Source organism: Rhodococcus sp. PD04, assembly GCF_035918275.1.
GTDB classification, from domain to species: domain Bacteria; phylum Actinomycetota; class Actinomycetes; order Mycobacteriales; family Mycobacteriaceae; genus Rhodococcus; species Rhodococcus rhodochrous.
The window spans coordinates 4,490,678-4,511,209 of sequence record NZ_CP142143.1; the positions used below are offsets into that span (position 1 = coordinate 4,490,678).

At 67.9% G+C, this 20,532-nt stretch carries 17 protein-coding genes; 10 read left to right on the top strand and 7 right to left on the bottom strand.

The annotated features are described in order from the left end of the window. Positions 1 to 2 precede the first annotated feature (2 nt). Positions 3 to 839 carry a DUF1206 domain-containing protein gene (locus tag U9J23_RS20410; RefSeq protein ID WP_059383806.1) on the bottom strand — a complete coding sequence of 279 codons (837 nt, stop codon included), beginning with the start codon at positions 837 to 839 and terminating at the stop codon, positions 3 to 5. 129 nt (positions 840 to 968) lie between these two features. Here U9J23_RS20410 and U9J23_RS20415 point away from each other — a divergent pair, with 129 nt between their 5' ends. Further along, complete coding sequence (locus U9J23_RS20415; protein WP_272268080.1) at positions 969 to 4,304, top strand: proline dehydrogenase family protein; 3,336 nt, start codon at positions 969 to 971, stop codon at positions 4,302 to 4,304. Positions 4,305 to 4,370: 66 nt separating this feature from the next. Continuing rightward, on the top strand, positions 4,371 to 4,751 hold the full coding sequence (locus U9J23_RS20420; protein WP_059383804.1) for a hypothetical protein: 381 nt from the start codon (positions 4,371 to 4,373) through the stop codon (positions 4,749 to 4,751). Between the two features lie 4 nt (positions 4,752 to 4,755). Here U9J23_RS20420 and U9J23_RS20425 read toward each other — a convergent pair whose 3' ends face one another. Then, entirely contained in the window at positions 4,756 to 6,330 is a 1,575-nt protein-coding gene (locus tag U9J23_RS20425; RefSeq protein ID WP_085469751.1) for a hypothetical protein, read from the bottom strand. A gap of 110 nt (positions 6,331 to 6,440) precedes the next feature. Between U9J23_RS20425 and U9J23_RS20430 the strand changes: the two genes are divergently transcribed. From U9J23_RS20430 to aroD, 3 genes are all read left to right on the top strand, one after another. Further along, entirely contained in the window at positions 6,441 to 6,764 is a 324-nt protein-coding gene (locus U9J23_RS20430) for a hypothetical protein (RefSeq protein WP_059383802.1), read from the top strand. A 117-nt stretch (positions 6,765 to 6,881) separates the two neighbouring features. Beyond that, on the top strand, positions 6,882 to 8,543 hold the full coding sequence (locus tag U9J23_RS20435) for an MDR family MFS transporter (protein ID WP_085469750.1): 1,662 nt from the start codon (positions 6,882 to 6,884) through the stop codon (positions 8,541 to 8,543). A gap of 42 nt (positions 8,544 to 8,585) precedes the next feature. Then, entirely contained in the window at positions 8,586 to 9,356 is a 771-nt protein-coding gene (aroD, locus tag U9J23_RS20440; protein ID WP_059383800.1) for a type I 3-dehydroquinate dehydratase, read from the top strand. Here aroD and crcB read toward each other — a convergent pair whose 3' ends face one another. From crcB to U9J23_RS20455, 3 genes are read right to left on the bottom strand one after another with little or no spacing between them, the layout of a single operon-like run. Then, positions 9,357 to 9,725: a fluoride efflux transporter CrcB gene (gene crcB, locus U9J23_RS20445; RefSeq protein WP_059383799.1), complete on the bottom strand. Its 369-nt coding sequence runs from the start codon at positions 9,723 to 9,725 to the stop codon at positions 9,357 to 9,359. Then, the gene (locus tag U9J23_RS20450; protein WP_059383798.1) at positions 9,722 to 10,180 is read right to left on the bottom strand and encodes a fluoride efflux transporter FluC; all 459 of its coding nucleotides are present in this window, start codon (positions 10,178 to 10,180) and stop codon (positions 9,722 to 9,724) included. Before U9J23_RS20450 ends, crcB begins: the two co-directional genes overlap by 4 nt. Beyond that, positions 10,165 to 11,064 (bottom strand): alpha/beta fold hydrolase, encoded by a 900-nt coding sequence (locus U9J23_RS20455; protein ID WP_272268075.1) that lies wholly within the window; start codon positions 11,062 to 11,064, stop codon positions 10,165 to 10,167. Before U9J23_RS20455 ends, U9J23_RS20450 begins: the two co-directional genes overlap by 16 nt. A gap of 138 nt (positions 11,065 to 11,202) precedes the next feature. Here U9J23_RS20455 and U9J23_RS20460 point away from each other — a divergent pair, with 138 nt between their 5' ends. Together U9J23_RS20460 and U9J23_RS20465 are read left to right on the top strand one after the other, a co-directional pair. Then, positions 11,203 to 12,549: a cytochrome P450 gene (locus U9J23_RS20460; RefSeq protein ID WP_059383796.1), complete on the top strand. Its 1,347-nt coding sequence runs from the start codon at positions 11,203 to 11,205 to the stop codon at positions 12,547 to 12,549. Positions 12,550 to 12,569: 20 nt separating this feature from the next. Continuing rightward, positions 12,570 to 14,690: a thiamine pyrophosphate-dependent enzyme gene (locus tag U9J23_RS20465; protein WP_095092056.1), complete on the top strand. Its 2,121-nt coding sequence runs from the start codon at positions 12,570 to 12,572 to the stop codon at positions 14,688 to 14,690. Here U9J23_RS20465 and U9J23_RS20470 read toward each other — a convergent pair whose 3' ends face one another. Together U9J23_RS20470 and U9J23_RS20475 are read right to left on the bottom strand one after the other, a co-directional pair. After that, positions 14,691 to 15,398, bottom strand: coding sequence for an HNH endonuclease family protein (locus tag U9J23_RS20470; protein ID WP_059383795.1), 708 nt, complete (start codon positions 15,396 to 15,398; stop codon positions 14,691 to 14,693). A gap of 38 nt (positions 15,399 to 15,436) precedes the next feature. Further along, positions 15,437 to 16,459: a beta-ketoacyl-ACP synthase III gene (locus U9J23_RS20475; protein ID WP_106201242.1), complete on the bottom strand. Its 1,023-nt coding sequence runs from the start codon at positions 16,457 to 16,459 to the stop codon at positions 15,437 to 15,439. A gap of 162 nt (positions 16,460 to 16,621) precedes the next feature. On the opposite strand from U9J23_RS20475, the gene U9J23_RS20480 reads away from it, so the two are divergent. From U9J23_RS20480 to U9J23_RS20490, 3 genes are all read left to right on the top strand, one after another. Further along, positions 16,622 to 17,230: an SAM-dependent methyltransferase gene (locus tag U9J23_RS20480; protein ID WP_326600131.1), complete on the top strand. Its 609-nt coding sequence runs from the start codon at positions 16,622 to 16,624 to the stop codon at positions 17,228 to 17,230. Between the two features lie 97 nt (positions 17,231 to 17,327). Then, positions 17,328 to 19,163, top strand: coding sequence for an acyl-CoA dehydrogenase (locus U9J23_RS20485; protein WP_016696249.1), 1,836 nt, complete (start codon positions 17,328 to 17,330; stop codon positions 19,161 to 19,163). A gap of 138 nt (positions 19,164 to 19,301) precedes the next feature. Further along, a complete protein-coding gene (locus U9J23_RS20490; protein ID WP_272268071.1) occupies positions 19,302 to 20,513 on the top strand; it encodes an oxygenase MpaB family protein in 1,212 nt (403 codons plus the stop codon). Positions 20,514 to 20,532: the final 19 nt, after the last annotated feature.

Genomic DNA, 20,532 nt, shown 5'->3' on the forward strand with positions numbered 1-20,532 from the left:
CGTCACATCTTCGCGTCGCGCGCCATGACGAAGCTGTAGAGACCGTAGATCGCGATACCGAGACCCATGAGGACGAGCAGCACCGTACCGAAAGGCTGCGAGCCCAACGTCTTCAGAGCTCCGTCGAGCCCCGCTGCCTTCTGCGGATCGGCCTGGAGAACCGCGACGATCACCAGCACGCCGACGAGACAGAGCGCGAGACCCTTCGCCACGTACCCGACGAGGCCGAGTCGTTTCACGAACGTGCTCGGGTGGTTCTTCAGGTCGTCGACGAAGTTCTTCGACGCACCCTTGTAGACGTGGTAGGCGCCCACACCGAGGATGACGAGCCCCGCGACGACGAGGACGAACTTGCCGACGCCGGACTCCAGCAGCTTCGCCGTCAGTCCCGCGTTCTGTTCACCGCTCGACTTGCCGCTGCCGCGGGCGAACCCGAACGCGGTGTACGCGAAGCCGAGGTAGACGACACCGACGCAGGCGGCCTTGAACCGGTCGAACGCCTTGTCCTTCATGTCGGCGTCGGGCTGCTCCGGCTCGGATGCCTTGCCGAAGGTGGCCTCGGCGAACCGCCACAGGCCCATCATCACGAAGACGACGACGGCGATCCACAACGCGATCTTCCCGCCGGGCTGTTCGCCCAGCTCCGCCATCGCACCGGACTGCGAGGCCTCCTGCTCGCTGCGACCGAACGCGACCCTGATCGCGAGGTAGCCGATGAGCAGGTGCACGATGCCACTGCCGACGTAGCCGGCACGTGCGAACTTCTCGAACACACCGTTCTGCGCCACGCGCTCGGCGGATGACGCCGCGCCACGTGACGCGGGGGCCTGACGGTTCACTCTCGTCTCCTCATCGGTCGGGACTGTCCCCTTCGCGCTGTATTCCCGACACCGCGGACCGCAAACGCGAACGGGCTCCGGTGGGTAGATTGGCGTCAGGTTCGAAACGCCGTCGATCGGAGGCGCATCGTGCGGATCGTCGAGGATGCTGTCGCCCTGGCCCGCCGGTGGGTGGACGAATCGTCGGAGGTCGCACCCGACCGTGCGGCCCGCCACCTCGCCGACGTCCTGAAGGATCCCCACGGACTCGAGTTCACCGTGTGCTTCGTCGACGAGGTCATCCGCCCCGAGGATCCGGCGACCGCAGCGCATGCCCTTGCCGAATTGTCCCGGAACATACCGGATTTCCTTCCCGTCCACCTCCGCGCGGCCGTGCGGGCGGGCGGTGCGATCGGCCCCCGCTTCCCGCACCTCGTCGTCCCCGCCGCGCGTCGCGCGCTCCGGGCGATGGTCGGGCACCTCGTCGTCGACACCGACGATGCCGCGCTGGGCCGGGCCATCGCACGACTGCAACGACCCGGCATCCGGCTCAACCTCAACCTGCTGGGCGAGGCCGTCCTCGGCGACGACGAGGCCCGCCGCCGTTTCGAGGGCACCCTCGCCCTGCTGGCCCGCGACGACGTCGACTACGTCTCGCTCAAGGTTTCGGCGGCCGTCGCGCCGCACTCGCCGTGGGCCTTCGACGAGACCGTCGCGGACATCGTCGAGCGACTCACCCCGCTGTACCGCCTCGCCGCGACCTCACCGACGCCGAAGTTCGTCAACCTCGACATGGAGGAGTACCACGACCTGGACGTGACGGTCGCGGCGTTCACGACGCTGCTCGACCGTCCCGAGTTCCTTCGTCTCGAGGCCGGGATCGTGCTGCAGGCGTATCTGCCCGACGCTCTGGCCACGATGATCGAACTGCAGCGGTGGGCGGCGGCGCGACGCGCTCGTGGCGGCGCCGCGATCAAGATCCGGGTGGTCAAGGGTGCCAACCTGCCGATGGAGCGGGTCGACGCGTCGTTGCACGGATGGCCGCTCGCGACGTGGAGCACCAAGCAGGAGACCGACACGAACTACAAGCGGCTGCTGCACTACGCGTTCACCCCCGAGCGGATCGAGAACGTACGGGTCGGGGTGGCCGGGCACAACCTCTTCGACATCGCGTACGCGTGGGAGCTCGCCGGTCGCCGGCAGGTGCGCAACGGGATCGACTTCGAGATGCTCCTCGGCATGGCGCAGAGCCAGGCCGAGGTGATCCGTCGACACGTCGGCAGCCTGTTGCTCTACACACCCGTCGTCCGCCCCGACGAGTTCGACGTCGCGATCTCGTATCTGGTGCGTCGGCTCGACGAGGGTTCGGGGCAGGAGAATTTCATGTCGGCGGTGTTCGATCTCGCCGACGATCCCGCCCTGTTCGAACGCGAGGAGCAGCGGTTCCGCGCGTCGGTGGCGGCGCTCGACGACAGCGTCCCCTCCCCCAACCGCACGCAGAACCGGCAGGGGCCGCCGCCGGCGGTGCCGGCATCGACAACACCGCCAGAGCCCCCGGTGTTCACGAACACGCCGGACACCGATCCGTCCCTGCCGCAGAACCGGGAGTGGGGTCGCCGCATCCTCGAGCGGGTGCCGTCGTCGAAACTCGGTATCGACACCGTGCGCGCCCACACCCTCTCCGCCGAGGACGACCTCGAGCGCGTGCTGGTCGACGCGACCGCGGCCGGTCGTGCCTGGGGTGCCCGCAGCGGTGCCGAGCGCGCACGGATCCTCGAACAGGTGGCCGACGTGCTCGAGGCGCGGCGCGCCGATCTGCTCGAGGTGATGGCGGCCGAGGGCGGTAAGACGCTCGACCAGTCCGATCCGGAGGTCTCGGAAGCGATCGACTTCGCGCGGTACTACGCCGAGCGGGCCCGCGCGCTCGACGAGATCGACGGTGCGCGGTTCGTGCCGTCGACCCTCACCGTCGTGACGCCGCCGTGGAACTTCCCTGTCGCGATCCCGGCGGGGTCGACGCTCGGAGCGTTGGCGTCCGGTTCGGCGGTGGTCCTCAAGCCCGCGACGCTCACGGCTCGGTGCGGGTCGGTGCTCGCCGAGGCGATGTGGGATGCCGGTGTTCCCCGCGACGTCCTGCACCTCGTCCACGCCGACGAACGGTCGCTGGGCACGAAGCTCGTCTCCGATCCCCGCGTCGACCGGGTGGTACTCACCGGTGCCTACGAGACCGCCGAACTGTTCCGCTCGCTGCGCCCCGGGATGCGGCTGCTGGCGGAGACGAGCGGCAAGAACGCGATCGTCGTGACGCCGAGCGCCGATCCGGATCTGGCGGTGCGCGACGTCGTGCAGTCGGCGTTCGGGCATGCCGGGCAGAAGTGCTCGGCGGCGTCGCTCGTGATCCTCGTCGGCTCCGTGGCGACCTCCCGCCGGTTCCGCGACCAGCTCGTCGACGCGGTGCGGTCGTTGCCGGTCGGTCCCGCGCACGATCCGCGAACACGTATGGGGCCGTTGATCGAACCGGCGCAGGGCAAACTGCTCACCGCGCTCACCGAACTCGACGACGGCGAGTCGTGGCTCGTCGAACCGCGCCGGCTCGACGAGGAGGGCCGGCTGTGGACGCCCGGTGTGCGCACCGGGGTGCGACGCGGGTCGCGCACGCATCTCGTCGAGTTCTTCGGTCCGGTGCTGGGGGTGATGACCGCGGCCGACCTGGACGAGGCGATCGCGATCCAGAACGAGGTGGACTACGGGCTCACGGCGGGTCTGCATTCGCTGGACTCCGACGAGATCGCCCGCTGGCTCGATCGCGTGGAGGCCGGGAATGTGTACGTGAATCGCGGTATCACCGGTGCCATCGTGCGACGGCAGCCCTTCGGTGGTTGGAAGAAGTCGTCGGTGGGAGCGGGCTTCAAGGCGGGTGGGCCGAACTATCTCTTAGGCTTCGGATCCTGGGAACCGTACACCTGGGACGAGGACGCGCTGCGCCGGGCATTCGAGGACGACGAGCAAGCCTGGGCGTCGGAATTCTCTGTGGCGCAAGACGTCACGGGATTGACGGCGGAGCGGAACCTGTTCCGGTACCGGCCCGTTCGCACACACGTACGCCTCGGCGAGGCGGGTCGGCCCGACGAACTCGTGCGCGTGCTCGGTGTCGCGGCCCGGGCGGGCGCGCCGGTGGAAATCTCTTCGGCTTTCGCCGTCGATCTCGTAAGATGCTCGAATACAGCACGTTTCGACGGTCGCGTGCGCGTGGAGAGTGATGCGGAATGGGAGGAACGGATCGTCGACACGGCCCCGGCGCGTGTCCGCCTGATCGGCGCAGCGCCACCCGCCGAATGGGGCACCCGATGCGACATCGCGGTGTTCGACCATCCGGTGACCGGATCCGGACGAATCGAAATGTTGCCGTTCCTGGCCGAACAGTCCGTCACGATCACCGCTCATCGATTCGGCACACCGAACCGGCTCACCGACGAGATCATCTGAAAACAAACCCCGAAGCGGTTCTGCCGAAGCCCTGTGAACCCCGACACTGTGAGGTGGAATAGGAAAATGGATATCGCCACGACACCCCCTACCGAACGTCGCAAGCTCGCACTCGCCGCGGTGAAGGAACTCGGTCCCCAACGCACCGAGAAGGCCATCCTCAAGGTTCGTTGCCCCAAGGGCCACACCGTGGCGGCGGTGTACAACACCACCGAGGGTCAGGTCGTGGTCTCCCGCAGCGGTCCCGGCGGCCGCGGCAACCGCGACCGCGAAGCGACACCGCACAACGGCACATCACTCAATTCGGAGTATGTGGACACCCTCGAGGTGACGCAGTTCGAGGACGACGCCATTCCGTCGGGATGCGCGTGCGGTCCGCGCTCGCTGTCGCGGAAGAAGATGCAGGACGCCGTGGCGACACACGCTCACGTCATCAACCTGACCTGATCCCTCACAGACCGAAACGCAACTGCACCCGGAACACGTCGAGCACCTCGTCGACCCATCCCAGGATCGACAGCGTCGAATCGATGTTCTGCGGTGGCGTACGCACAAGGGTGTCGTGCCGGAGCAGACGCTCGAAATCCACGGCGACAGGACCGTTTCGCACCGTTCCGTTCGGCGACCGGAATTCGACGCCGGCACGTACCATCACGTCGATGATCTCCTGGGCGAGGATCCCGTAGGCGACCGTCGTCGGGTGCACACCGTCGAGGGAGAACAATCCCCCGCTGTCGCGACCGCCGTGACCGTCGGCCGACAGGAAACGCGTGTCCGGTACCGGGTCGAGCGCGGCGAGCGCCGGCGGTAGCGGGTACGGCTGCCACCATGCGGGTCGAGCATCGAGGTCGTCGACGTAGCGGCGCGCGGCCAGGCGGTCGAGGATGCCCGCGGTGTCGAGCAGATACCAGTCCAATCCGGCACGTCGCGCGTCGGCGACCGCTTCGGTGATCGTCTCGTCGAACAGGTCGATCGCGGCGTCGACCATGCGGGCCTGCGCACCGGTGATGTGTTCGTCGCGGCTCGCGTCGAAGCGACGCGCGTCCACCCACGGCCGGGTGTAGTAGGGGAAGTACGGCGAGCCGTTCTTCGTCCCGATCCCCCGGGCGATCGGGGCGATGGTGACGTGCGGGACGGTGCACAGCACCACGTGCCGCGCATCGATGTCGCGGAGCTTCGCGACGACCTCCGCGAATTCGCTGTCGAAATGTTCGGGCCGCCAGATCGTGTAGGCCTGTTTCGCGTCGAGGTCGCGGAAGTCGTCGCCGCTCCACACGACCTGCAGTTCGGTGACGGTCTGCAACGCGTTGTTCGAACCGAGGAAGACGACGAGTGTCTCGATGCCCGCCTCGGTGTCGCCGTCGTGCTCGGCACCGAGTTCGGCCGCGACGTCGAACAGTGTCATCTCGCGGCGCCCGTCGTCGGTGCCGGGGTAGACGTACAGCGCCGCCCGCTCCCCGTTGTTCTCGACGAGTTGCCGCACGAGATCGTCGCGGGGTGTTGCGATGCGTTCGGCGCAGACTCGGGCGGTCCTCTGCAGCGCGTCGCGCAGATCCCAGCCGAAGCACGACAGGTTGTGGAGATACCCGACGAGCGGTGGTGTCGCGCCGGGTCCGCGTTCCCAGTAGTCCTCGACCTCGTCCATGAAGCCGCGCGCCGTGAACAGCGCCGTCGGCAGCTCCCACGGTTCGAGCGTCGATCCGTGCCGCTCCTCGATCCGGCGCAACAGCACTTCGACGTTCAGCGGCAGTCCGCCCGGTCCACCGAAGCGCGGGTATCGGAGATCCGCGCCGAGCTCGTGGGCGACGATCGCCGGGACGGAGACGTCGGTGTTGTAGATCGCGCCGCTCTGGAAGCCCTGCAGCAGGGAGTCGCCGAGCGACACCAATCGGTGTGGCGGTGTGCCGCGGAAGGACCGGGGAACGTCGATGCCGAGGGTCGGGTCGAACACCGGCACCCGCGGCGGCCGGGCAGCACGGGCCACGACCGTGTCGGGTGTGCCCTCCGGGATCTCATCGGCCGTCATCACGCCTCCTCGGCCCCCTCATCGAGGGTAGACAGACGGCAGCACCGTCGTGGCCGGATCCGGGATCGTCGACGGTGAACCCTGTCCGGGCCGACGCGTACCTTCGGAGCATGAGCGACGCCGACTTCGCCCACACCGATCGCGCCGAGAAGAACCGGCGGGACAAGGCCGTGACCCTGGCCCGGTATGCATGGAACCGCGGCATCTCGGGAGCCGAACTGCTCGCCATGACCGACGAGACGCGACGCAAGCTGGCGCGGGCCGCGGATGCGCATCCGCCGCGCACGATGGAGACCTGGGAACTCGCCGCGAGATTGATGGACGAGAAGACGGCGTGGGCGCAGAAGCACCCCGAGCATCCCGCAGCGATCCGCACCGACGAGGACGAGAAGATCATGTGGGTCAAACCGCCCGTGCGGTCCTGGTTCGAGTGACCGGGAGGAAAATGCCTTGCAGCAGAAGTTACCGAGTGCAACAATTTCCGATCGCCTCACCTCTGTGCAGGCCACCTTCACGTAACAACTCGATATTCCTATTCCGACAGGAACACCGTGACCACCACTTCGGAACCTCTGGTTCTCACCCAGCGACGGATCTGGATCATCTTCTCCGCGCTCATCGCGGGCATGATGCTCGCCAGCCTGGACCAGACGATCGTCTCCACCGCCATGCCCACGATCGTCGGGCAACTCGGCGGCGTCGAACACCAGGCGTGGATCACCACCGCCTACCTGCTCGCGGTGACCATCGTGATGCCGATCTACGGCAAGTTCGGTGACGTCTTCGGGCGCCGGTACCTGTTCCTCATCGCGATCGGCGTGTTCACCCTCGCCTCCGCGGCGTGCTCGATGACCGACGACTTCTGGACCTTCGTGGTCTTCCGCGCGATCCAGGGCTTCGGCGGCGGTGGTCTGATGATCCTGTCGCAGGCGATCATCGCCGACATCGTGCCCGCGAGCGAACGCGGTAAGTACATGGGCCCGCTCGGCGCGATCTTCGGCCTGTCGGCCGTCGGTGGCCCGCTGATCGGCGGCTTCTTCGTCGACCACCTGACGTGGGAGTGGTGCTTCTACATCAACGTGCCGGTCGGCATCATCGCGTTCGTCATCACCTGGTTCGCGCTGCGCCTGCCGGTGAAGAAGCCGACGAAGCGGATCGACATCCTCGGCGTGCTCACGCTGTCGCTCGCCACGACCTGCCTGATCTTCTTCACGGACTTCGGCGGCGACGCCGATCGCGGCTGGACCGCTCCGCTCACGTGGATGTTCGGCGCCGGACTCGTGGTGTTCGTGTGCCTGTTCGTGCTCGTCGAGTCGCGGGCGCAGGATCCGATCATCCCGCTGTCGCTGTTCCGCAACTCGATCTTCGTCAACGCCACGGCCATCGGTTTCGTCCTCGGCCTCGGCATGTTCTCGGCGATCGCGTTCATGCCGACCTTCCTGCAGATGTCGTCGGGCACCTCGGCCGCGGTCTCGGGTCTGTTGCTGCTGCCGATGATGGCCGGTCTGATGATCACCTCGATCGGCTCGGGTCTGGCCATCACCAAGACCCAGCGCTACAAGATCTATCCGATCGTCGGTTCGCTCATCACCGCGGCGGGCATGCTGTGGTTGACCACGCTCGAGGGCGACACCCCGCTGTGGGTGATCTGCTCGATGCTGTTCGTCTTCGGTCTGGGTCTCGGCCTGATCATGCAGGTCGTCATCCTGATCGTGCAGAACGCGGTGCCCGCCGACGAGATCGGCACCGCGACGAGTTCGAACAACTACTTCCGTGAGGTCGGTGCAGCGCTCGGTGTCGCGATCTTCGGCACCATCTTCACCAACCGCCTCGCGGAGAAGCTCGTCGAGGTCTTCACCGCGGCCGGCGCCACACCGGAGCAGGCCGGCCAGGCCACCGCGACCGTCGATCCGGCAGCGATGAAGCTGCTGCCCGATCCCGTCCGCGAAGGCATCATCGACGCCTACGCCGACTCGCTGGCCCCGGTGTTCTGGTACCTCATCCCGTTCCTGCTCATCGCGTTCGTCCTCGCGTGCTTCATCAAGGAGATCCCGCTCTCCGACGAGGCGCTCATGGTCGCGCGGGGCGAGGCGATCGCCGACCCGGCGAAGTCGTCGAAGGACGACACCGTCGTGGTCGTCGAGGGAACCGAACTCGTCGAGGGATCCGAAGTCGGCTCGGACACTGCGGACAGCGGTTCGAAGCGGCCGTGATCGAATAGGTCCGGCCATCGGACGAGGGAACGGAGACGGCACGTGGGACGAACGATCACACCGGTTCGCGTCAAGGACGTGGTGATCGGTGAAGGCGCACCCACGATCCTCGTCCCCGTCACCGGTCGCACTCCCGAGGTGCTGCGCGAACAGATCGCGGCCGTCGCCGATCGGGCCGACGTCGTCGAATGGCGCGTGGATTTCTTCCACACCGTCGACGACGTCGCCTCGGTGGTCGCGCAGGCCGGTGCCCTCGCCGAACAGTTGCAGGGCACTCCCCTGCTCGCGACCTGCCGCACCGCGAACGAGGGCGGGGAGATCGCGATCGACGACGAGGCGTACGCCGAGCTGACGGTCGCGCTCGCCGAGAGCGGCGCGGTGGATCTGGTGGACGTCGAGTACCGCCGCGACCGTGCCGCCGTCGAGCGGATCGTCGCGGCGGCGCACGCCCGCGGTGTCGCGGTGGTGGCGTCGAACCACGACTTCGACGCCACTCCGCCGAAGGACGAGATCGTCGCGCGGCTGCGCGAGATGCAGGAACTCGGCGCCGACATCTGCAAGATCGCCGTCATGCCGCGGTCGACAGCCGACGTGCTCACGCTGCTCGACGCGACCCGCACCATGCACGAGGACCACGCCGACCGCCCGTTGATCACCATGTCGATGGGCGGTCTCGGCGTGGTGTCGCGGATCGCCGGTCAGGTCTTCGGGTCGGCCGCGACGTTCGGGATGGTCGGCACCGCGTCGGCTCCCGGTCAGGTCGACGCCGGCGAACTGCGCTCGGCGCTCGACCTGATCGACCGCTCGCGCTGATCACCACACGGCGGCGAGACCGAGCCCGGCGGCTACCGCGACGAGCGTGATCGCCAGGGTGCCCAGCGCGATCGCGCAGGCGGCACCGTAGCGGCGCGCCACGATCAGGCGGACGGAGTCGACGCTGGTCGTGCTGAAGGTGGTGAACCCGCCGCAGAACCCCACCCCGACGACGGTGAGCAACTCCGCGGGGGCGTCGTGGAACAGCACCGCACCGGTGAGCAGCCCCAGCAGCAACGAACCGACGACGTTGATCAGCACCGTCGGCCACGGCAGGGACGACCCGGAGCGGGCACGCAGCGCACTGTCGACGACGAAGCGGACGACCGCGCCGAGGCTGCCCGCCAATGCCACCCCCACCACGATCACGACGTGCTCCGGCGTTCACCCAGGCGGGCGGCGAGCGCGATGCCGACGCCGGTCGCGAGCAATCCGGCGAGCACGGTGCCCAGCGCGTAGGTCGCCGCGGCGAGCAGGTACCCGTCGCGCAGCAGCAGGTCGGTGTCGACGGCGAGTGCGCTGTAGGTGGTGAACGAGCCCAGCGCACCGGTGCCCACTCCGAGCCGGACCACCTGCCGCCAGGAGGTGTCGGGTCCGATGCGGATCAGCGCCTCGAGCAGGAAGCCGAGCAGCAGCGCCCCGAGGACGTTGATCGCGAAGGTCGTGACCGGCCAGCCGCCGGACTCGACGGGGAACCACCGACCGAGGCCGTAACGGGCACTCGTCCCGAGCAGGCCGCCCACGGCGACCGCTGCCAACGCCGACGGTCGCAGGTGCAGCGCTCTCGGCAGCGGGCGTTCGCCCTCGCTCACTCCTGGTCCCACAACTCCAGAACAGTAGTGAGGATCTCCTCCGACGCACCGAGACCCCCGAGATGGCTCTCGCCGGGCAGGTGGTGGAACCGGGCGTCGGGCAGCAGGTCCACCATGTGCAGGCCGTGTTCGATCGGGATGATGTGGTCGGTGTCGCCGTGCCACCACCACACGGGCACCTTCACGTCGGAGACGCGGAAACCCCAGTCGCGGGTGAACACGACGATGTCGGAGAACGGCGCGGAGATCTGGCGTCGGCTGCCGTTGAGCAGGTCGTCGAGGAACATCGCCTTGAACTCGGGACGGGCGAGCAGGCGGCGGTCGGCCTCGGGTGAGAGACGTCCGTACAGGTCGATGATCGGCGACGCGAACGGGCGCACTACGCGGATCGCCGCGCTCATCGCCACACCGATCGGGACACCCGCGGTCTGCAGTGCCGGCGCGACGAAGGCACCCAGTTTCATCAGGTTGCTGTCGATCGCCTCGGGACCGACCACCGGTGCCACACCGCCGAGGACCGCGGCCGCGACGACCCGTTCGCGCAGCGCATAGGCAGCGGCGAGGGTGTAGGGACCGCCGCCGGACAGTCCGACGATCGCCATGCGGTCGACACCGAGGGTGTCCGCGACGATGCGCAGGTCGTCGCTGAACGCGAGGACGTTCTCGTAGATGTGCGGCGTCGACGAACCGATCCCCGGACGGTCGACCCCGATGAGGCGGATGTGGTTCCGTTCGGCGAAGGCGCGGGCCTCGATGGGGACCTGGCGGCGGGCACCCGGCGTGCCGTGCAGCCAGAACACCGTGCGGCCCTGGGCCGACCCGAACTCGGCGAAACCGAGCCGGCGGCCCTCCCCGACCGCGACGGTGCCTTCGAGCTTGGGTCGTTCGACGTCCATGGCGCCAGCATGGCACGCACCCGCACGCCCGACCAGCGACCGTCCCGTGGGACGAATCGACGCAACCGAGATGTGATGCGCGCTACATTGGATCTGACTACAGCCAGCGTCAGATTCCGACCACCCGGAGATGCGCCCGTGACGAAGATGCTCGCTCCCCCGCCTCCAGGCCTCGCTCCCGTCCCCGGCGACAACGGCCTCCCCTATGTCGGTTACGCGCTGAAGTACATGCGCGATCCCGTTGCGGCGTATACGCATCGGTACCACGAGCACGGCCCGGTCTCGTGGTTCCGCTTCGCCGGGCATCCCTGGGTGGTGCTGCTCGGCCCCGACGCCGTCGGCGCGGCCCTGCAGAACCGCGACCGCGCGCTGCTGAACGGACCGGGATGGCGGGCCCTGATCGGACCGTTCTTCGACCGTGGGCTCATGCTGCTCGACGGCGACGAGCACACCGCGCACCGTCGCATCATGTCGCAGGCGTTCACCCGCGACCGCCTGTCCCTCTACACCGACCGCATGCACCCGTCGATCGAACGGACCCTCGACGGGTGGACACCGCGCGACGATTTCCGCGTGTACCCGGCGCTCAAGGAACTGACCCTGGGTCTCGCGACGGAGATCTTCATGGGCGGCGCCGAGGGGTCGTCCGCACGCGAGATGGACGAGGTGAACCGGGCTTTCATCGGATGCGTGCAGGCGGCCACCGCCATCGTGCGCTACCCGCTTCCGGGCACGCGGTGGCGTCGCGGCATCGTGGGACGGGCACGCCTCGAGAAATTCTTCCGGCACTACCTCCCCGCGCGTCGTGCGGGGGACGGCGACGACATCTTCTCGGTGTTCTGTCACGTCGAATCCGAAGAAGGCGAACGATTCTCGGACGACGACGTGGTCAACCACATGATCTTCCTGATGATGGCCGCGCACGACACCTCGACGATCACACTGTCGACGGCGATGCAGTATCTCGGCCAGTTCCCCGAATGGCAGCAGCGCTGCCGCGAGGAGTCCGACGCGCTCGGCACCACCACGCCGAGCTTCGACCGGCTCGACGAACTGACCTCGCTGGACCTGGTGATCAAGGAATGCCAGCGGCTGGTGACCCCGGTGCCGGGTGTCGTGCGACGCGCGGCGAAGGACACCGAGATCCTCGGCCACTTCGTCCCGAAGGGAACCCTCCTCAATCTCGGGATGCACTTCTCCCACCACATGCCTGAATTGTGGCCCGACCCGGAGCGTTTCGATCCCGAGCGGTTCTCGCCGGAGCGCCGCGAGGACAAGGTGCACAAGTACGCGTGGGCGCCCTTCGGCGGTGGCGCGCACCGATGCCTGGGCATGCACTTCTCGGGAGCGGAGATCAAGACGGTGCTGCACCATCTGCTGCTGCGTTTCCGCTGGCACGTGCCGGCCGACTACGTCGCGCCGATGAACTTCACGTCGCTGCCGTTCCCGAACGACGGGGGTCCGATCCACCTCCTTCCGAGGTGATCAGGGCGTAGAAAGAAGGGGTGACCGCCGCCGACGAACTCGACGAACGTTTCGTCACCGCGGTGCGCGCTCTGCCCGGGCACGCACCGCCGACGCGTCCGGTCGACCGGCGGGTCGACGACGATCTGCTGGTGCGATACTTCGACGCCCAGGTGCAGTCGCGGCACCTCGATGTCGCGGCCCGCACCCTGCAGGGACGCGGCGAGGGTTTCTACACCATCGCGTCGGCGGGCCACGAATCGAACGCCGCGTTGGGATTGTGCACGCGGGTGACGGATCCCGCTCTGCTGCACTACCGTTCGGGCGGTTTCTACGCGGCTCGCGGGTCGTTCGTCGAGGGCAGCACCCCGATCCGCGACGTACTCGCCGGATGCGCGGCGTCCACGCTCGATCCGATCTCGGCGGGCCGGCACAAGGTGTTCGGCAACGCCGACCTGAACATCCTGCCGCAGACGTCGACCATCGCCTCGCACCTGCCGCGGGCCGTCGGTCTCGCCCTCGCGCTACCGCGGATGCAGCGACTCGGGCTCGACGCGGCGTGGCCGTGGGATTCGGTGGTGGTGTGCAGTTTCGGTGACGCCTCGGCGAACCATTCGACGGCCGTCGGCGCCCTGAACGCGGCCGCCTACTGCCGTCACCGCGGGTTGCCGTTGCCGTTGCTGCTGGTGTGCGAGGACAACGGACTCGGCATCAGCGTGCCCACCCCGCCCGGCTGGCTCGAGCGGTCGCTGTCGTCGTATCCGGGGATCGAGTACCGGTCGGTGGACGGCGCCGATCCGGTGGAGATGCTCGCTGCCGCAACCGATGCCGTGGAGACGGTGCGCACGACCCGGGCTCCGGTCCTGTTGCACGTGCGGGTGGTGCGTTTCCTCGGTCATGCCGGTTCCGACGTCGAGTCGGCCTACCGCAGCCCGTCGGATCTCGCCGCCGATCACGAACGGGACCCTCTGGTGGGCACGGCCCGTGAACTCGTCGCACGCGGAGTGCTCGATGCCGCAGGGGTTCTCGACCGGTACGAGCGGATACGGGCCGAGGTCGACTCCGTCGCGGACTCACTGCGGCGACCGCCGCGACTGGCGACCGCCGCCGAAGTGATGCGCCCGCTCGAATCCGGGCTCGTGCACGTCGACGACGATCCGCACCCTGCCGGTGAACCGCTCACGCTCGCCCGGGCCGTCACCCGCACGCTCGGGCAATTGCTCGAGGAGGATCCCCACGTCTGCGTCTTCGGTGAGGACGTCGGTCTCAAGGGCGGGGTCTACGGGGTCACTCGAGGACTGCAGGAACGCTTCGGGCGCCTGCGCGTGTTCGACACCCTGCTCGACGAACAGACGATCCTCGGCACCGCGCTGGGCTTCGCCGTCGCGGGCATGCTGCCGATCCCGGAGATCCAATACCTGGCCTATCTGCACAACGCCGAGGACCAGTTGCGCGGGGAGGCGGCGAGTCTGGCGTTCTTCTCCGACGGGCGGTACCGCAATCCGATGGTCGTGCGCATCGCGGGCCTGCCCTACCAGCGCGGCTTCGGCGGGCACTTCCACAACGACGATTCCGTCGCGGTGCTGCGCGACATCCCCGGTCTCGTGCTGGCCGTGCCGAGCTCACCCGCCACGGCCGGTGCCCTGCTGCGCACGTGCGTCGAGCTGGCCCGCCGGGAAGGCCGGGTCTGCGTGTACCTGGAACCGATCGCGCTGTACCACCGACGCGACCTCTACGACGAGGGCGACGGACTGTGGCAGCAGGTTCCCGACACCGCCGGACTCCCACCGGGATCGGTGTGCGTCTACGGAGACGGGCGCGACGTGCTGGTGGCGACCTTCGGGAACGGGGTGCCGATGAGTCTGCGGGCCGTCCGTCGCGCGGGAGTCGCAGCGACCGTCCTCGACCTGCAGTGGTTGTCGCCGCTGCCGACGACCGCGCTGCTCGAACACGTCCGCCGCTTCGAGCGCGTGGTGGTGGTCGACGAGACACGGCGCAGCGGAGGGGTCGCGGAATCGGTCGTCGCGACCCTCGTCGACGATGCGTGGCAGGGCCGGATCACGCGGGTCACCTCCCACGACAGCTACGTGCCCCTCGGGCCGGCCGCGGCGCACGTGCTGATGTCGGAGGACGACATCGTGCGGGCCCTGCTGGAGGCGTGATCAGCAGGAAGCGAGGACGCGCGCCATCGCGTCGTGTTCCGCCTGGGTGACCCACAGTTCGTAGACGGTCTTCACCTCGATCTGCCGCACGACGTACTCGCAGTGGTAGGCGGTGTTCGGCGGCAGCCACTCCGACGCGTCGGAGTCGCCCTTGCCCTGGTTGGTGGGGCCGTCGACGGCGATCAGGTTGCGCGGATCGTTCGCGAGGTTCCGCTTCGCCTGATCGTCCAGATAGCGAGCGCCCTTCTTCCACGCATCGGACAGGGCCACGACATGGTCGATCTGCACGGCGGACGAGGTCTCGACCCCTCGACGGAAGGAGATCGTCTTCCCCGTGTACGGGTCCTCGAGGGTGCCGGCGACGACCGTGCACTGCTTCTTCCCCGGCTCGAAGGAGACGTCGACGAGGTCGCGCCGGAGGATGTCGTTACGGGTGTCGCAGCCGTTGCGCCCCAGGTCGACGGTCACCTCGTCGGTCCAGGCCGAACCGAACAGCGAACGGTCGTAGCCACTCTGCGGTTCGGCGGGCCGGACGGGCAGTGCCGCCAGCGCCTCGAGGGCTTCGGAGGGGTTCTCGACCGTGCCGCCGCCGGGACCGGCCGGTTCGTCGTCCCCCACGGGTTCGAGGAGGACGACGACCACGCTGACCACGATGAAGCACAGGATCCAGACCCAACGGGGAATGGACGACGTGCGAGTGCTCGCCATATGTCGATACTGCTACGAAGTCGTACTGCCGCTGCTTCCTACTTCGCCAGCGGGGGCATCTTCACGACCTGGCCCGCGTACGACAGGCCGGCACCGAACGCGAGGAGCAGCGCGGTGGATCCGGCCTCGACCTGACCGGTGCGCAGCATCTTCTCCATCGCCAGCGGGATGGACGCGGCGGAGGTGTTGCCGGTCTCGATGATGTCGTCGGCGACCGCGACCGTCTCGGGCAGTTCGAGCTGCTTGACGATGACATCGTTGATTCGCAGGTTGGCCTGGTGCGGGACGAAGGCGTCGAGGTCCTCGAGGGCCACGCCGGCCTTGTCGGCGATCTGCCGGGCGAACTTGCTCATCTCGAAGGCGGCCCAGCGGAAGACCGCGGTGCCCTCCATGATGATCCAGGGACGCTTCTGGTTCGGGTTGGTGGCGAAGTCGACCCAGTCGGGTTCCTGACGGATCGCGTTGGCCTGGGAACCGTCGGAGCCCCAGACGGTGGGGCCGACGCCGACCTCGTCGGACGGGCCGACGACCACGGCACCGGCACCGTCGCCGAAGATGAAGCGCACCGAGCGATCGGTGGGCTCGGTGGTGTCGCTCATGCGCTCGACGCCGACGACGAGCACGTGCTCGGCCGTTCCGGCGCGCACGAGGTCGGAGGCGACACCGAGGGCGTAGCAGAAGCCTGCGCAGCCGGCCTGGATGTCGAGCGCCGCGGCACCACCGGTGCCGATGCGGTCGGCGACGAGAGCCGCGGCCTGCGGGGTCTGGAAGGGGTAGGTGGAGGTCGCGACGATCACGGTGTCGATCTGCGCACCCGTGAGACCGGCGGCCGCGAGGGCCTGCTCGGCGGAGCTCGTCGCCATGTCGACGACCGACTCCTCCGGATGCTGCTTCGCGAAGCGGCGCTCCTTGATGCCGGACCGCGACTGGATCCATTCGTCGCTCGAGTCGATCTGCTGGCAGATCTCGTCGTTGGTGACGATGCGCTCGGGGCGGTGCACACCCAGACCGAGCAGCGCGCTGTTCCTCAGCGGGGCGGGGACAGCGATCTGTGCACCCATCAGACGAACTCCTCCTCCTCGATGTACCTCGTGTCGGCACATCGCATCCGGTCAACGATATCGCAGGTCACGGTTTCGTCACAGCGCAGCCCCGACGATGCGCTTCCGTGACCGGTACCGCAAGCGGCCGTCCCGTCCACCGGACGAGGCTAGCGTCGCGGTATGGATGCACGGGACTGGAACGAGAAGTATGCGGCGTCGGAACTGATCTGGGGCGCACCGCCCAATCCGGTGATCGTCGAACACGTGGCGTCGCTGCCGCACGGTCGCGCCCTCGATCTCGGGTGCGGTGAAGGTCGTCACTCCCTGTGGCTGGCGACGCGCGGATGGGAGGTCGTGGGCGTCGACTTCTCCGAGGTCGCCCTCGACAAGGCCCGCCGGATCGCAGCGCAGGCACCGTCGCGTTCGCGGGACCGGCTCCGTTACGTCCTCGCGGATGTGACGGCCGACTCGTTCGACGGCGGATATGACCTGATTCTCTTAGCCTTCCTGCATTTCCCTCCGCCACAGCGGAGGGCGCTTCTCGACCGTGCGATCAATTCGCTGAAACCTGAAGGAATCCTCATATTCCTGGGGCACGATGCGATAAATCCCGACGAGGGCGTGGGTGGACCGCAGGACAAGGAAATCCTCTACACACTAACCGATCTCGTCGAGGAAATCGACGGCAGATTGGAAATCAGGATTGCCGAACGGCGATATCGGGAAACCGATGCGGGAACCGCGATCGACGCGCTCGTCGTGGCGAGCAAACCACCTCTTGGCAGTTAGTTGCCTGACGAGTAACATGGAGATGTTACCGACGAGTAATAACTTGGGCGGTACTTGAAGCCAGCTGGACCGCACCACACTGGGAGACACCGACGACATGGGCCATTACAAGAGCAACCTCCGCGACCTCGAGTTCAACCTCTTCGAGTTCCTGAAGATTCAGAAGGTCCTCGAAGCCGGCAAGTTCGGCGATCTGGACGAGGACACCGCACGCGGCATCCTCGCCGAGGTCAAGGCACTGGCCGAGGGGCCGGCCGCCGAAGGCTTCGCCGACGCCGACCGCAACCCGCCGGTCTTCGACCCCGAAACCCATTCGGTGTCGCTTCCCGAGCCGTTCAAGAAGTCGTTCCGCGCCTGGTGGGACGCCGGTTACTGGTCGATGGGCATCCCTGAGGAGATCGGCGGCACCGACGCACCCCGCAGCCTCCTGTGGGCCGTCAACGAGATGATGCTCGGCGCCCAGCCGGCGGCGTTCATGTACGCGGCCGGTCCGGCCTTCGCGGGCGTGCTGTACGACAACGGCACCGATGAGCAGAAGCAGTGGGCCGCCACCTGCGTCGAGCGCGGCTGGGGCGCCACCATGGTCCTCACCGAGCCCGACGCCGGCTCCGATGTCGGCGCCGGTCGCACCAAGGCGATCAAGCAGGACGACGGCTCCTGGCACATCGAGGGCGTCAAGCGGTTCATCACCTCGGCCGACTCCGACGACCTGTTCGAGAACATCTTCCACCTCGTCCTCGCCCGCCCCGAGGGTGCCGGCCCCGGCACCAAGGGCCTGTCGCTGTTCTTCGTCCCGAAGTTCCACTTCGACTTCGAGAAGAACGAGATGGGCGAGCGCAACGGCGTGTTCGTCACCAACGTCGAACACAAGATGGGCATCAAGGCCTCCGCGACCTGCGAGGTCACCTTCGGCGGCCACGGCGTTCCGGCCCAGGGCTGGCTCGTCGGTGAGGTCCACAACGGCATCGCGCAGATGTTCGACGTCATCGAGCACGCTCGCATGATGGTCGGCACCAAGGCCATCGCGACCCTGTCGACCGGCTACCTCAACGCCCTCGACTACGCCAAGGAGCGCATCCAGGGCGCCGACCTGACCAAGATGTCCGACAAGACCGCCCCGCGCGTGTCGATCATGCACCACCCGGACGTCCGTCGTTCGCTCGCGATGCAGAAGGCCTACTCCGAGGGTCTGCGCGCCGTGTACCTGTACACCGCCGCCCACCAGGACGACTCCGTCGCCGAGCAGGTCTCCGGCGCCGACGCCGGTCTCGCGCACCGCATCAACGACCTGCTGCTGCCGGTCGTCAAGGGCTGCGGCTCCGAGCGGGCCTACCAGTACCTGAAGGATTCGCTCCAGACCCTCGGCGGTTCGGGCTTCCTGCAGGACTACCCGATCGAGCAGTACATCCGCGACTCGAAGATCGACTCGCTGTACGAGGGCACCACCGCCATCCAGGCGCAGGACTTCTTCTTCCGGAAGATCGCCCGCGACCGCGGTGTGGCGCTCGCCCACGTCGCCGGTGAGATCAAGAAGTTCGTCGAGCGCGACGACGCCGACCAGCGCCTGAAGAAGGAGCGCACGCTCCTGGCCACCGCCCTCGGCGAAACCCAGACGATGGTCGCCACGCTCACCCAGTACCTCATGGGTGCGCAGGAGCAGCCCACCGAGCTGTACAAGGTCGGCCTCGGCTCCGTCCGCTTCCTCGAGGCGTTCGGCGACCTGATGATCGGCTGGCTGCTGCTCGAGCACGCCGAGATCGCGCTCTCCGCGCTCGATGCCGGCGTCGATGCCTCGGACAAGGCGTTCTACGAGGGCAAGGTCGCGGCCGCGTCCTTCTTTGCCAAGAACGTCCTGCCGGAGCTGAGCGTCGCACGTCAGATCATCACCGACGTCGACCTCGACATCATGGAGCTCGACGAAGCAGCGTTCTGATCGAACCGCTCACGGCGGTAGCGCGATAGACGAGACCGACGTTGTGCGCGATTTCCCCACGGATTTCGCACACGACGTCGGTCTCGTCGTTTCGGGAGCAGCATTGACAACCCTTGTTGTCAGTAGCACTCTGAGCCTGTGACCATCACCGGCACGCCGACCACGACTCGGTACATGCGCGACCGCGAGAAGGCCGCCCGCATCACCGCACCCCTGCGGCCGTTCGCGGGACGCGCTCCCGACGCCACGCCCGAGGAAGCGGACGCCCTGCGCCGTGCCCTGCTCGAGCGCGACGAACCGAGCGCCGAGTTGGTGCGGGCCATCCGGCGCGACCGCACCGTCACCCTCGCGCAGTTCCGCACCGCGCTCGCCGAGGGCATCGACGCCGTCCCCGACGCCCCTCCCGTGCTCCGGAAGTACTTCGAGATGCTCGAGGACACCCCCGACTGGGTCGACCGCGACAGGATCGCCCTCGGCGCCCGCACGCTGCGCAGGGTCGGATCCGACGTCGGCGACGTCCTCGCCTACGGCTCGCTGCTCGGCGGATACAACAACTCCGGTCCGCTGCCGGTGCTGACCTCGTCCGGTCGTCTCACCGGCGAGCGCACCCGTCGACGCATCGCCGAGACCGGGACGTGGTGGAACGGGTGCGTCGCCGACGGCGGTCTCGAACGATTCGGCAAGGGCTTCACGCTCTCGGTGCACGTGCGACTGATGCACGCCTTCGTCGACTACCACCACGAGCACGACGGCGAGTGGGACACCGAGTTCCGCGGACTACCGGTCAACCAGTTCGACCAGGCCGGCACGCTGGGCCTGTTCTCGATCACCTTCCTGCTCCACACCCGCGTCCTGGGGGTGCGATACACCCGGCGTGAGGCCGAGGCCGTCCTGCACCTGTGGGCGTACGTCGGGTGGTTGATGGGCGTCGACCCGAAGTGGCTCCGGTTCGAGGAGCGCGCGGGACTGCGGATGATGTACCAGATCGGGTCGTCCTCACCCGCGGCCGACGAGAACAGCCACATGCTCGCCAGGTCGCTCGTCGAACTCCCGCTCCACACGCGGTATCCGCGTCTCCAAGCACTGCGCCGACGGTACGAATACGAACGCGGACTGTCTCTCGCGACAACACTTCTCGGCCCGTCCGGGGTGCTCGCTCTGAAGGTCCCGCTACGTCCGCCCTGGTATCCGGTGGGCCGCTTCGCCGTGAACGTCGTCAAACACCATGTGGTGGGCCGCTTCCCGTCCGGTAAGGCGTGGTTGCAGCGGCACGGTGAGAAGCAACTGCGCGACGCGCAGCTCCGCATCCTCGACGGCGAGATCCCCGACGTGGTGGCGCTTCCCGAGTGACGAAGTAAGGGGAGGTTGT